The sequence below is a fragment of the Dyella kyungheensis genome (assembly GCF_016905005.1).
Lineage (GTDB): Bacteria > Pseudomonadota > Gammaproteobacteria > Xanthomonadales > Rhodanobacteraceae > Dyella > Dyella kyungheensis.
On the sequence record NZ_JADIKC010000010.1, the window covers coordinates 30,509 to 43,628 of the forward strand.

13 protein-coding genes are annotated in these 13,120 nt (G+C 65.3%); 6 read left to right on the plus strand and 7 right to left on the minus strand.

Annotated elements, in window-relative coordinates; translation table 11 throughout:
- The first annotated feature begins 18 nt into the window (after positions 1–18).
- Both ISP20_RS18785 and ISP20_RS18790 read left to right on the plus strand, forming a co-directional pair.
- Positions 19–1,665 carry an acyl-CoA dehydrogenase family protein gene (locus ISP20_RS18785; RefSeq protein WP_204637671.1) on the plus strand — a complete coding sequence of 549 codons (1,647 nt, stop codon included), beginning with the start codon at positions 19–21 and terminating at the stop codon, positions 1,663–1,665.
- Between the two features lie 162 nt (positions 1,666–1,827).
- Positions 1,828–2,319, plus strand: coding sequence for an asparaginase domain-containing protein (locus tag ISP20_RS18790; RefSeq protein ID WP_204637672.1), 492 nt, complete (start codon positions 1,828–1,830; stop codon positions 2,317–2,319).
- Between the two features lie 66 nt (positions 2,320–2,385).
- Here ISP20_RS18790 and ISP20_RS18795 read toward each other — a convergent pair whose 3' ends face one another.
- The 4 genes from ISP20_RS18795 to sufT all read right to left on the minus strand — a co-directional run bounded on the left by ISP20_RS18795 (position 2,386) and on the right by sufT (position 7,765).
- Positions 2,386–5,043, minus strand: coding sequence for a protease pro-enzyme activation domain-containing protein (locus ISP20_RS18795; protein ID WP_239536156.1), 2,658 nt, complete (start codon positions 5,041–5,043; stop codon positions 2,386–2,388).
- Between the two features lie 646 nt (positions 5,044–5,689).
- Positions 5,690–6,787, minus strand: coding sequence for a polyphosphate kinase 2 (gene ppk2 / locus ISP20_RS18800; RefSeq protein WP_204637673.1), 1,098 nt, complete (start codon positions 6,785–6,787; stop codon positions 5,690–5,692).
- A 36-nt stretch (positions 6,788–6,823) separates the two neighbouring features.
- A complete protein-coding gene (locus ISP20_RS18805) occupies positions 6,824–7,042 on the minus strand; it encodes an HP1242/YdcH family protein (RefSeq protein ID WP_204637674.1) in 219 nt (72 codons plus the stop codon).
- A gap of 165 nt (positions 7,043–7,207) precedes the next feature.
- On the minus strand, positions 7,208–7,765 hold the full coding sequence (gene sufT / locus ISP20_RS18810; RefSeq protein WP_204637804.1) for a putative Fe-S cluster assembly protein SufT: 558 nt from the start codon (positions 7,763–7,765) through the stop codon (positions 7,208–7,210).
- 251 nt (positions 7,766–8,016) lie between these two features.
- On the opposite strand from sufT, the gene ISP20_RS18815 reads away from it, so the two are divergent.
- On the plus strand, positions 8,017–8,433 hold the full coding sequence (locus ISP20_RS18815; RefSeq protein ID WP_239536158.1) for a hypothetical protein: 417 nt from the start codon (positions 8,017–8,019) through the stop codon (positions 8,431–8,433).
- A gap of 12 nt (positions 8,434–8,445) precedes the next feature.
- Here the strand turns inward: ISP20_RS18815 and ISP20_RS18820 are convergent, their stop codons facing one another.
- Both ISP20_RS18820 and ISP20_RS18825 read right to left on the minus strand, forming a co-directional pair.
- On the minus strand, positions 8,446–9,876 hold the full coding sequence (locus ISP20_RS18820; protein WP_204637675.1) for an NAD(P)(+) transhydrogenase (Re/Si-specific) subunit beta: 1,431 nt from the start codon (positions 9,874–9,876) through the stop codon (positions 8,446–8,448).
- Positions 9,876–10,181 carry an NAD(P) transhydrogenase subunit alpha part 2 gene (locus ISP20_RS18825; protein WP_204637676.1) on the minus strand — a complete coding sequence of 102 codons (306 nt, stop codon included), beginning with the start codon at positions 10,179–10,181 and terminating at the stop codon, positions 9,876–9,878. The genes ISP20_RS18820 and ISP20_RS18825 overlap by 1 nt, the downstream gene beginning before the upstream one ends.
- A gap of 138 nt (positions 10,182–10,319) precedes the next feature.
- Between ISP20_RS18825 and ISP20_RS18830 the strand changes: the two genes are divergently transcribed.
- Genes ISP20_RS18830 through ISP20_RS18840 form a run of 3 tightly spaced genes read left to right on the plus strand, consistent with a single transcriptional unit; the run spans position 10,320 to position 11,877 of the window.
- Positions 10,320–10,904, plus strand: a complete 585-nt coding sequence (locus tag ISP20_RS18830; protein ID WP_204637806.1) for an RNA polymerase sigma factor — start codon at positions 10,320–10,322, stop codon at positions 10,902–10,904.
- Complete coding sequence (locus ISP20_RS18835; RefSeq protein ID WP_204637677.1) at positions 10,901–11,281, plus strand: hypothetical protein; 381 nt, start codon at positions 10,901–10,903, stop codon at positions 11,279–11,281. Before ISP20_RS18830 ends, ISP20_RS18835 begins: the two co-directional genes overlap by 4 nt.
- A gap of 23 nt (positions 11,282–11,304) precedes the next feature.
- A complete protein-coding gene (locus ISP20_RS18840; protein ID WP_338031034.1) occupies positions 11,305–11,877 on the plus strand; it encodes a DUF3106 domain-containing protein in 573 nt (190 codons plus the stop codon).
- A gap of 64 nt (positions 11,878–11,941) precedes the next feature.
- On the opposite strand, the gene ISP20_RS18845 is transcribed toward ISP20_RS18840, so the two are convergent.
- Positions 11,942–13,042, minus strand: a complete 1,101-nt coding sequence (locus ISP20_RS18845; RefSeq protein WP_204637679.1) for an NAD(P) transhydrogenase subunit alpha — start codon at positions 13,040–13,042, stop codon at positions 11,942–11,944.
- Positions 13,043–13,120: the final 78 nt, after the last annotated feature.

The window sequence follows — 13,120 nt, forward strand, 5'->3', positions numbered from 1 at the left end:
AACCATCGAGAGCCGACCATGGGATTTCTGCAGGATCCTCCGCAGCTCGCTCATCCGTATCGTGACGATCCACTCTTCCGCGCCATGTTGCGCCGCGCGCTGCCACCAGCGCGGCTGGCGGCCATCGAGGCCGATCTGCAGGCACTGGGCGATTACGCGTTGATGGAATGGCATCGTGCGTGCCGCAGCACGCGTCGCAAGCCTGTGCTGACCCAATGGGATGCCTGGGGCAACCGCATCGATCGCATCGAACTCACCGAGGCCTGGCAGGAAGGTCCCCACATAACGACTGAACATGCCGTGCTCGCATCCGGCCATGAAGCGCACGAGCATGCGCGGCTGGAGGAGTTCGCGCGCGTCTACCTGTATCACGTGGCCAGCGAGTTCTACAGCTGCCCGCTGGCGATGACCGACGGCGCGGCCACCGCGCTCAAGGCTTCCGGCAACAAGGCGTTGATCGAACGCGCGCTGCCGCACCTGCTCAGCCGCGATGCATCCACGTTCTGGCTAAGCGGCCAGTGGATGACCGAGAACGCCGGCGGTTCGGACGTGGGCCATACCGAAACCGTGGCGCGCCAGGATGCATCGGGACAATGGCGTCTGTACGGACGCAAGTGGTTCAGCTCCGCGGTGGTCGGCGAAATGGCGCTGGCGCTGGCACGTCCGCAAGGCGCGGGCGACGGTCCCGCGGCGCTCGCGCTGTTCTACGTCGAGACCATGGACGGCGAACGGCGCAAGCCCGAACTCGTCATCGATCGCCTGAAGGACAAGCTCGGCACGCACGAACTGCCCACCGCGGAAATCCATCTCGACGGCCTGCCGGCATGGCCGCTCGGCGAACTGGCCAATGGCGTGCGCCAGGTGGCGCCGATGCTCAACATCACGCGCACCTGGAATGCGATGGGCGCCACCGCCAGCATGGCCCGTGCGCTGTCGCTGGCGCGCGACTACGCCACGCGACGCCGCGCGTTCGGCAAGCGGCTGATCGATCAGCCGCTGCATGCGCACACGCTGGCCGACATGCAGGCGGAATTCGAGGCGGCCTTCGCGCTCACCTTCGAAGTGGCGCACCTGCTGGGACGCGTGGAGCATGGCGCCGCGCTGCCGCACGAAGTGGCCCTGCTGCGCCTGCTCACCCCGCTGGCCAAGCTGTGGACCGGCAAGATGGCGGTGAAGCTGTGCTCCGAAGCGCTCGAATGCTTCGGTGGCGCCGGCTACGTCGAGGACACCGGCCTGCCCCAGCTGCTGCGCGATGCGCAGGTGTATGCGATCTGGGAAGGCACCACCAATGTGTTGTCGCTGGATAGCCTGCGCGCATTGGCGGGCGACAACCTCGGAGCCTTGCGCACGGCGATCGAAGGCTGGCTGGCCGATAGCATCGATGCGCACGCGAGGCAGGAAATCCATCGGGCGCTGGATGCTGCAGGTGCCTATTTGCAGGCCCATGGCAGCGAGCGCGAATCGCTGGAGGCGGGCGCCCGGGGCTTGGCGCTGACGCTCGCTCGCTGCACGGCGGCGGCCTTGCTGGCGCGGCACGACACCTGGTCGGCGCCGCATGGGGCGGCGCGCACCGGAGCGGCGCTGCGGCGGTTTGTGGCGCATGGATTGATGCGCTTCTCTACCGGTAACGCCACCGATACGGCCTTGCTACTGGGACCTCACTGATCCCTCTGTCTTGTGGGAGCGCACTTGTGCGCGACTGGGGCTGCGGCTGTCGCGCACAAGTGCGCTCCCACAGTGGTCTCAGGACCTCGGAAGGGCCCAGGCATGCGGAAGGCGCTGATAGGCCCTAAAATACCCATCTCCCCACCCTGGCGACTCCCGACCATGCAGCACCTGACCATCGTCACCACCGGCGGCACCATCGACAAGATCTATTTCGACGACAAGTCGGACTACAAGATCGGCTCGCCCCAGATCGGCGACATCCTCAGCCAGTTGGGCGTGGCCTTCCAGTTCGACGTGATCCCGATCCTGCGCAAGGACAGCCTGCACATGGGCGACGAGGATCGCGCGCTGGTGCGTTCCACCATCGAAGCGCAGCCGCATCGCCACGTGCTGGTGACGCACGGCACCGACACCATGGTGGAAACCGCGCGCGAACTGGCCAGTCTCAAGGGCAAGGTGATCGTGCTCACCGGCGCGCTCAATCCCGCGCGTTTCCAGGGCTCGGATGCGGTGTTCAACATCGGCTGCGCCGTCGCTGCCGTGCAGACGCTGCCCGATGGCGTGTACATCACCATGAACGGCCGCGTGTGGGATCCGGCCAAGGTGCGCAAGAATCGCGACGCCAATCGCTTCGAGGAAAACAACGGCTGATCGCTACACCGCTGACGAACGACAAAAGGCCCGGTCATCGCTGACCGGGCCTTTTGCTTTCTGCCGTTACTGCACGTTGAGGTTCACGTCATCGAGCACGAACGAAGTCTGCTCCGACGAATCCTCGGTGCCGGTGAACTTGATCGTCACCGTCTGGCCGATGTACGCGCTGAGATCGAAGTTCGCCTGCGCATAACCCGCCGCCGCATTGAGGTTCGAGTACGTGACCAGCGTCTTCAACAGCGTGCCGCTGCTGTTGAGCACCTGCACGGTGAGCTTGTCGTACGCCGTGGTCTTGGTGGTCTCGGCGGTATCGATGTGCAGGTAGTAGCTCAACGTAGCCGAGCTCTTGCCGCTGGGGATGGTCACCTTCTGCGACGCCGTGTCGGTGTGCGTGCTGCCGTAACCGTCCAGCCACACGAACCAGGTGCCGGCATGCGCCGTCTCGCCGCTGCAGGTGCTGTTGCTGCAGAGCGCGCCGGAGCTGATCGTCCACGGGGTGGCCGTGCCGGTTTCGAAGCCCGGATTCACGATCAGTTGCGACGGCGTACTGCCGCCCGACACCGTCACCGACGAGGTCTTGCTTGAGGTCTTGGCGCTGACGCCATCGGTCACCGTCTCCGTCACGCTATAGGTGCCGGCCGCCGCATAGGTGTGGCTCGGGCTCGTCGCGGTCGAGGTGCCGCCGTCGCCGAAGGTCCACGCATGCGAGGAAATGCTGCCGCCTGTATCGGTGGAACTATCGGTGAAGTTCGCGACGAGGCCATTGGTGACGACGCTGAAGTTCGCCGTCGGGGTGCCGCCGGTACCACCGCCGCCGCCACCGCCCCAGTACTGGGTGACGTAGCTGTTGAACTTGGCGATGTCGAGCGAACCCCAGCCGGTGGCGTTGTCGTAGCCGGCCTTGGCGGTGTAGCCGTTGCCGCTGTAGCCGTTGTTGCCCGAAGTGACGTCATGCAGCGGCGTGGCGTCGGTGGGGAAATGCGCATACATGTTCTGGGTCGGCAGGCCCAAGGTGTTGTTGTTCGCCGAAAGGATGCGCGCCCAGATGCCCACGAAGATCGGCGAAGCCAGGCTGGTGCCGCCGATCTGGTAGGTCTGCCCCTGGATCACGATGTTCGCGCCGGTGGATTGCGCGGCATCGAACGCCACGTCAGGCACCTGGCGCTTGGTGACCGACGAACCCAGCGCGGTGGTCTGCCAGCTCGGTGCGCTTTCGAACAGGCTCACGCCGCCGCCGGTGGCCCACAGGCGCTTGTTGTTGTCGCCATTGTTCGGATCGACGGCAGCCAGGCCTTCGTTCCACACCGTCTCGCCCGACCACGTGGTACCCGTGGTGCTGAGCGTGGTGCCGCCGACCGCCACCACGTTCGGCGAGCTGGCCGGCTCGCTGACGGAGTAGTGCGTTAGCGAGATCTTCACCGTGCCCGCGGAGTTCGCGACGTAGCCCGGCGCGCCTTCGGTGGGATCGCTGGACCACTGGTACACGCCCGCATCGCCCGAAGCGATCGAGAAGGTCTGACCCTGTGCCACCGCCTGCGCGAAGATCGCGTCGTCGGCCGACTGCGTACCGGAGCTGTTGGCTGCCGATTCGTCCTCGCCCAGCGACACGTTGATGACCTTCGCGGTGTTGTCGGTCACCGCGCGGTTGTACGCCGCGGTGATGGCCGCATCGGTGAGGCAGCTGTCGTTGGAGCAGTTGGGCGCGGTGTAGAAGATCAGCGTGTTCACGCCGCCGGAGGTACCGGTGATGGTCTGGCTGTCCAGGTTCCATTCGCCGTCGCCGTCGGGATCGTCCGCATAGGCCTGGCTGCCGGTCTTGACGACCTGCGTGTTCACCGTGCTCATGCCGGCGCCGGTGGTGAAGGTCTTCAGATCGGCAATGGTCTGGGTCATGTCGCCCCAGGTGACGATGCCGACCTTGGTGGCGGACGCCGTCGGCGTGCTGCCTGCGTCGTAGATCGCCGGGAAATCCTTCGGGCTGTGCGAGGTCTGCGCCGCCGCGGCCTGGATGCCGACGTTGTTCGCATTCGCATGCACCGGCCCCACGATGTGATGCATGGTGTGCGGCACGTTGAGGTTCTGCAGGCCGAGCACGGCATTGACGATGCCACCGAGCGCTGCCGGCACTTGCACGGCCGAATCGTTCGCGATGCGCTGCTTGCCGCCGTAGGCGAAGGTACGCATGGTCGTGCGGAAGGCTGCGTTGACCGAGTTGGCGTTGCCGTCGGCCTCGATCAGCATGTTGTTGGGCGACACCTGCGCATTGCTGAAACCCGACTGGCGCAGATGCGCCAGCACTTGTGCCACCTGGTCGTCGGTCGGCGCATAGCGCGCCTTGAACTGTGCCGGCGTCAGGAAATGGTGGAACTGCGCGCTGGCGGGATCGTTCACCGCATGCAGGAACGTCTCCAGTTCATCCACATTGCGCAGGTTGAGGCTGAGAGCGACATGCACCGGCTTGCTCGCTTCCAGCGGCGACACCGTGGCCGCGTCGACGGTCGGCGAGCCGTGCATGCTCAGTGTCCACGTGCTGTTGCTTGTCGTGGCCGTGGTGGCGGCGGTGGTGAGCCCGGACGAGCGGCTCATGGCCGCCTGCGTGCGGACGCCTACCCAGGCATCGGTGGTCGCCGCGTGCAGCGATCCTGCCATGGCCATGGACATCGCCATCGGCAGCAGTGCCTTGCGAATTGCCTTTCCCCGCAAATCGATACGAACAGTCATTCTTATCTCCTTGACGTTTTTTGAGGACGAATCGACCCGATGCGGTGCGTTGCACCACATGCATGAAGGCGCCGCATGACGCGGCCTCGGGTTTCGTGACTGTGTTGCGATCCGATAGGCGCCCGGACTTGTTTCCCCCTGCCCTTCCTTGGAATGGCATGCCCGGGCACAGACTCGCTAAACGACGCACACCGGGCGAAGGCCGGTGTCCACGTCGCCAAAGGACCATCCGTCAACCCTCCCGTTGACGGATCGATTGACGCTAATCAAGAAAATTCGAAGCGTCAACGCTGATCGCAAGCAACAAAAAACACCTGGAAAACAGCAATAAAATGCGATTTTCCAGACGGTCTCGCTTTTTCTTGCGCTCGCTTGCGTCAGACATACAGCGATGCCATCGCTGAAAATTACCAGCAAAAAGAAATCGTTGAAAAAAAGGGGTGACACTGTTCTCAGTATCGCTACGCGCTCGACAATGGCGGTTTGACGCGAGTTATATCGATTCTAAAAAACCGGCGCCTGACGACGCCGATTTCAGCCCAAACGCGGTCGTGCGAAAGATATTGCGCAGGCGCCAGCTCCCGTTCTGCACGCGACAAACACAAAACTAAACTTCCGCTAAATAGCCGCCCAAACGATAGCGCTGTCATCCGCCGAACAAGGCGCGCCCTACGATCAACGGATCGGCCAGACCGATGGCCTGCTCATCGCGGCTGGCGTATGCGATGCGATTGAGCACGTGGCGTAGCGCATTGAGTCGCGCCCGCTTCTTGCAGTCGGAGCGAATCACCATCCACGGCGCATCGGCGGTGTCGGTATGGGCAAACATCGCCTCCTTGGCCTGGGTGTAGGCATCCCACTTGTCCAACGACGCCAGGTCCACCGGGCTGAGCTTCCACTGCTTCAAGGGATGCAACTTGCGCTCCTCGAAACGCCGCCGCTGTTCCGCCCGGCTCACCGAGAACCAGAACTTGAAAAGATGGATGCCGCTGTTGACCAGGTGCCGCTCGAACTCCGGCACCTGGCGCATGAATTCGTCGTATTCGGCCGTCGTGCAGAAGCCCATCACGCGCTCGACCCCGGCGCGGTTGTACCAGCTGCGATCGAACATCACGATTTCGCCGCGGGTGGGCAGATGCTGGATGTAGCGCTGGAAGTACCACTGTCCACGCTCGGCGTCGGTGGGCTTTTCCAGCGCCACGACGCGGGCGCCGCGCGGATTGAGGTGTTCCATGAAACGCTTGATGGTGCCGCCCTTGCCCGCCGCGTCGCGGCCTTCGAACACGATCACCACGCGTTGCCCGGTCTCGCGCACCCAGGCCTGCAGCTTCAGCAGTTCCACCTGCAGGCGGTACTTCTGTTTCTCGTACTGGCGTCGCGACATCTTGTGCCGATAGGGGTACTCGCCCTTGCGCCAGCCCGGTGCGAGTTCGTCGTCGGGATGACGCTGCGCCACGCCCGGCCAGCCCGCATCGGCATCCAACAGTAGATGGCGGATGCGCGACGCATCATCGGGCGACATGCCATCCAGCAAGGTGCGCATGCTTTCGTAAAGCGAATCGGCCGCGGTGGCGGCACCGTTGAGCACGATGTCGTGCAACCCTTCGGCCATGCCCAACTGCGCGGACGCCACGGCGCGACCGACCGTCTGCACTTCACCAGCATGCGCTGGACCGGGATGCGTGGAAGCAGGCGTGCTTGAGCGTCGGGACGCCGCACGGCGTCCCTTCGATGGCGTAGACATGGGAATCCTTTCTCTGGGAACAGCGAGGCCCGTGGCTCAGGCGGCCGAAGCCTTGCGCAGGATCGTGTAGAGCTGATCCTTCAGCTGCAGCTTTTCCTTCTTCAGCTGCTCGATCGCCATGCCGCCAGCGGGCGTCACGCCGATCTCCATGTTCTTGATCTCGTGGTCCAGCTCGTTGTGCCGATGGAACAGGCGAGTGAAATGGGCATCGCGCCCCTTCAGGTCGGTGATGAGGTCGCGGTATTCGGGAAACATGAGGTGGGCTCCTGCCGAGGATCAGACTGCGACTCGCAGTCTGTCGTCGCCGGGAACCCGCGGTGCTGACCTGTATCAACGAGCCCGGACAAAAGCGCCGCAACCACGCAGGACAGGCCATGCGCGGTGTGGTTTTTTAAAGAGAGCGACGCCGTCGTTGCGGCGTCAGAGCATGCCGGTTTCCAGCTTCGCGGCGTCCGACATCATGGAGTGATTCCACGGCGGATCGAACACCAGGTCGACGTCGGCCTCGCTCACGGTGGGAATCAACTCGAGCTTGGTGCGCACGTCGTCGACCAGGATGTCGCCCATGCCGCAACCCGGCGCGGTCAGGGTCATCTTCACGTAGACCTTGCGCTGGTCGGGGGCGAGATGTTCCATGCTGACGTCGTAGACCAGCCCCAGCTCGACCACGTTGATCGGAATTTCCGGGTCGAACACCGTACGCAACTGCTGCCACAGCAGCGCCTCGACGTCGGCGTCGCTGGCATCGCTAGGCAGTTCGATCGGCGGCGGCGGCTCCTTGCCCAACGCGTCGGCGTCGTTGCCGGCGATGCGGAACAGGTTGCCTTCCACATAGACGGTGAAGCTGCCGCCCAGCGCCTGGGTGATGTAGCCGATCTGGCCGGCCGGCAGGCTCACCGTTTCGCCCTGGGGAACCATGACTGCCTGGCAGTCGCGTTCCAAGGTGAAGGGTTCGCTGCTAAGACTGAAACCGCTCATGCCGATCCTGCTCACATCTCATCGTTGGGCGCGGCAAGCTGCCACGCCAAGCTAGCCATTATGCCGGTTGACGACCGGTCATGTCCGTCGAAATCAGGTCGAAACCGGTCAATCTCAAGGGGACCGAGCACCTGCGGCCAGGACAGTGGGACGGCGCGGCGCGTTATCATGGGGGTTTTACGCCCGGGAAGAACCGTGTCCGACGTCCAGTTTGCCGTTTGCCGCTCATGAGCGTCCGGGCCGTTTTTTCCATGCTGTTCGCACTGCTGAGCGCGCTGATGCTGGGCTTGGCCGCCGGCGCCGTGTGGATGGTGCCCACGCTTTACCTGCGCCAGCCGCTGCCCTGGCTGGCGCTGCCGCTCGGCTGGCTGCTGGGCAAGGCGATCCGGCATTGGGTGCGGCCCGCCAGCGGCAACGCCGCGATCCTGGCCGCGCTGGCCACCTTCATCGCCGCGCTCTACGTGAATCTGCTCACCGCTGCCGCACGCATCGCCGGCCTGATGGGGCTGGGGCTGATCGACTCGATGCGCACGGCCGGCTTCCGCCTGCTGCTGCAACTGGCCGAAATGGGTTGCACGTCGACGGACGGCGTATGGTTCATCGCGGGCATGGGCATTGCCGCCTTCGTTGCGCTGCGTCCCGACCGCCAGCCCAAAACCAGCGGCTGACCGCCCGATCGTTTAGCTCTCGAGCGTTTTCAGCGCCGCCACCAGCTCGCTGGCCGCGGCCTGCCCATCGCCGTACAGCATGCGGGCGTTGTCGGCATAGAACAGCGCATTCTCGATGCCGGCGAAGCCGGTGCCCTTGCCGCGCTTGACCACGATCACCTGCTTCGCGGCCGACACGTCGAGGATCGGCATGCCGTAGATGGGCGACGCCGGGTCGGTCTTGGCCAAGGGATTCACCACGTCGTTGGCGCCGATCACCAGGGCCACGTCGGTCTGCGGGAATTCGGGATTGATGTCGTCCATGTCGGCGATCAGGTCGTAAGGCACGCCCGCCTCCGCCAGCAGCACGTTCATATGGCCCGGCATGCGGCCGGCCACCGGATGAATGGCGAATTTCACCTTCACGCCGAGCTCGATCAGCAGCTTGGCGAACTCCCACACCTTGTGCTGCGCCTGCGCCACGGCCATGCCGTAGCCGGGCACGATCACCACGCGCTCGGCGTAGGCCATCATCACCGCCGCATCGCTGGCCTCGATGGGCTTCTGGCTGCCGGCAATCGCCTGCGCCTCGCCACCGGCCGCGCCAAAGCTGCCGAACAGCACGTTGCCGATGGAGCGATTCATCGCCTTGGCCATCAGCTGGGTGAGCAAGGTACCGGCTGCGCCCACCACGGTGCCGGCGATGATCATCGCCTCGTTCTGCAGCACGAAGCCCTCGAATGCCACGGCCAGACCGGTAAAGGCGTTGTAGAGCGAAATCACCACCGGCATGTCCGCGCCGCCGATGGGCAGGGTCATCATCAGGCCGAACAACAGCGCCAGCACGAAGAAGGCGACGATCAGCGGCCCGCTCAGCTGGCCGCTGACGATCATCCCGCCCAGCACCACGGCCGAGGCCAGCACCAGCATGTTCACTACGCGCTGGCCGGGGAAGACGAAGCGCCGGTCCAGCCAGCCCTGCAGCTTGGCGAAGGCGATCAGCGAACCGGAGAAGCTGACCGAACCGATCAGGGCGCCGAGCACCGCCAGCACCAGTTGGGCCGTGCCGGGGGTATCCGCGCCGTTGGCGGTGAACTGGCCACCGTCCAGCAGGGTCACCGAACGCCCCGCATAGCTGAACAGCTCGGCCGCACCGATGGCCGCGGCCGCACCGCCGCCCATGCCGTTGTAGAGGGCCACCATCTGCGGCATGTCGGTCATGGCCACCCGCCGCCCCGACCACCAGGCCGCGGAGACGCCGATCAGCACGGCCGCCAGGATCAGCCCCCGGTTGTGCAGGTCGGGCAGCGCAAAAGTGGCCAGCACCGCCACCAGCATGCCCACCCCGGCCCAGACGATGCCGCCCCGCGCCGAACGCGGCGAGCTCATGCGCTTGAGACCGAGGATGAACAGCAGGGCAGCGAGGAAGTAACAGGCCTTGATCACCACAGGCAGCCAGGCCATTACTTCGCCTCCTTGCCGGCGTTGGGTTTGCTGGCCTTGAACATCTCCAGCATGCGTTCGGTCACCACGTAGCCGCCGGCGGCGTTGCCCGCCCCCAGCAGCACGCCGATGAATCCGATGGACATTTCGAAAGGAGTCTGTGCATGACCTAGCGCTATCATGGCGCCCACCAGCACAATGCCGTGGATGAAGTTGGAGCCGGACATCAACGGCGTGTGCAGAATGACCGGTACCCGGGCGATGATTTCGTATCCCGTGAAAGCGGCCAGCATAAAGATGTAAAGCGCCAGGAAACCGTCGAGCATGACCCCTCCCTGCCAGGACATCGGTGTAACTGCACTATACGGTTGCGGGTCAACGCGTGCGAGCGTCGGACGTTGATGTCAGAGGACGTACCGATGGAGTCTCACGATGGCCGAGCCGACGAACCGGACGAGGACGGCATGAACACTGCCGTATCCGCGCTAGATACCGATTTGTTGGCCGCTGACGTCCGGGCGACGCCCGCTTCCATGAACGCCTTCCTGGCCCAGGTGGAGCGCCGCGCCTTCCGCATGGCCGAGCTGAACCTGGGGCATCGCGAGGACGCCCTGGATGCCGTCCAGGACGCCATGTTGAGGCTGGTCAAGCATTACAGCGACAAACCCGCCCAGGAATGGACTCCCCTGTTCTGGGGCATCCTGCGCCGCCGCATCGTGGATCTGCAGCGTCGCCGCAAGGTGCGCTCGATCATGGTCGGCTGGCTGGGCGGCCGCGATGATGACGGTGAGGATCTGCCCGCCTGGGAACCGGCCGATACCGGCCCCGGTCCGCTGGAGCGGTTGAACGACGCACAGTCTTACGCGGATATGGCGGCAGCCGTGAAACTGCTGCCCCAGCGCCAGCGCGAAGCATTCATGCTGCGCGTACTGGAGGGCCTGGATGTGGCGGAAACCGCCCAGGCCATGGGATGTTCGGAAGGGAGCGTAAAAACACATCTGTCGCGCGCGCTGCAACGTTTGCGCGACCTACTGGAGGAATGGCGATGAACGCGCCTGACAACCACCTCGAACGCCGTGCCCGCGAGCTGTACCGCGAGGCTGCGCGCCAGCTCGATCCGACCGTGGCCGCCAAGCTGCGCTCGGCCCGGCGCGAGGCGCTGGCAAAAGCCAACGATTCGTCGCTGGCGCACCGACTGCTGCAGCTGATGCTGCCGGCAGGCGCGTTTGCCGCCATCGCTTTCGTTGCCCTGTTCATGTCTTCCCCGGTCCAACGCCCGAGCACGGCCCCCAACGGCGCCGTGCAGGCCGTGGACGTCGACGGCGAACTGCCGCCGGATGCCGCTGCCGCCGACCCCACGCTGTACCAGAACCTGGACTTCTACGGATGGCTGGCCAAGAACAGCGACAGCGAGGCGAGCAGGTAACCATGCGTCGATGCCGTGTTTTCGTGTCGCTGCTTTTGGTCCTCGGACTTAGCGGCATCGCCACTGTCACGCTGGCCCAGCAGTCCCCGCCTCCGGGCGTGTCGGGCGACGGCCAGCACGGTCCACCGCCGGGCAGCCCTCCGCCGGATGGCATGCGCGGTCCGCCGCCGGGAGCGCCGCCCTCGCCGCGCAGCTGGCAGAGCCTGTCGGCCGATGAGCGCAGCATCCTGGCCCCGCTGGCCGACAAGTGGAACACCTTTCCGCCCGAGCGCCAGGCGCACATGCTGGAACGCGCGCAGCAGTGGAAGGCGCTGCCGCCGGACCAGCGCGAGGCGATCCGCCAGCGCATCGACCAGTGGCAGAAGATGACGCCGCAGCAGCGCGAGCAGGCCCGCGAGAACAGCAAGCGCTTCCAGCAACTGCCGCAGCAGGAGCGCGAGCAACTGCATGCGGCGTTCCAGCGCTTCCAGCAGTTGACACCCGATCAGCGCGACCAGCTGATGCGCCAGTGGCACAGTGAAATGCGCGACGGACCGGCGATGGGCCCGCCCATGGGTGGCCCGCCCAAGGGATCGTCCGGCGGCCCCAGGCATTGAACGAAAAAGCCCCGCCATGCGGGGCTTTTTTCATGTATCCGAAGGCCAATGGACGGCTAGCGCATCACCCCTGGAAATGCGGCTCGCCGTTGCGGGTGACGCAGCTCTTGGCCACCAGTTCGTCGTTGAAATCGGGTGCGAGGCTGCCGCCCTGCAGCAGCAGTTCGACGAAGTTGTACACGTTGCGCGCATACATCTCCGACGCATGCAGCGGCGCACCGGCCGGCAAGTTGAGCGGCCCGAGGATGACCACGCCGTTGTGCTCCACGCGCTCGCCCGGCTGGGTCAGTTCACAATTGCCGCCGCCTTCGGCAGCAAGGTCCACGATCAATGCGCCCGGCTTCATGCCGTCGACCATCGCGCGCGTGATGATCTTCGGCGAAGGACGGCCAGGCACGGCCGCCGTGGCCACGATCACATCCACGCTCTTGAGGTGCTCGGCCAGCGCCTGCTGCTGTGCCGCGCGCTCCTCACTGGTCAGCTCACGCGCATAACCGCCGCTGCCCGCGGCGCTGACGCCCAGTTCGATGAACTTGGCGCCCAGCGATTCCACCTGTTCGCGCGTTTCGGGACGCACGTCGTAGCCTTCGATCTGCGCACCCAGTCGACGTGCCGTGGCGATGGCCTGCAGTCCGGCCACGCCGGCACCGATCACCAAGACGCGCGACGGGCGAATGGTGCCGGCCGCGGTGGTCAGCATGGGAAAGAATTTCGGCGACGCCTCGGCGGCGATCAACATGGCGCGATAGCCAGCCACGGCGGCCTGCGAACTGAGTACATCCATCGCCTGCGCGCGCGTCGTGCGCGGCAGCAGTTCCAGCGCGAAGGCCGTGAGCCTGCGCTTGCCCATCGCCACGATGCGCGCCGCCGCGCCGTAGGGACGCAGCTGGCCCACCACCACCGCCCCCTCGCGCAAGCGCGCCCACACGCCGTCGTCGGGCGGCAGCACGCAGGTCAACAGGTCCGCCTGCGCCAGCACGCTGTCGGCATCGGCGAATTCGACGTCGGCATAGGTCTGATCGGGAAAACCCGCAGATGCACCGGCGCCGCGTTCCAGCAGCACGCGCACATCCTTGCCGCGCAGTTTCTTCGCCACTTCCGGCGTGATCGCCACGCGGCGTTCGCCGGCAGCGGTTTCGCGCAATGCAGCCACGGTGATCGGCATCGTGCATCCTCGGCGGAAAGGTGAGAGCTTCGGCCATCCTATCCGATGGCCTGTCGGCCACACCACCGGCTACTTGCA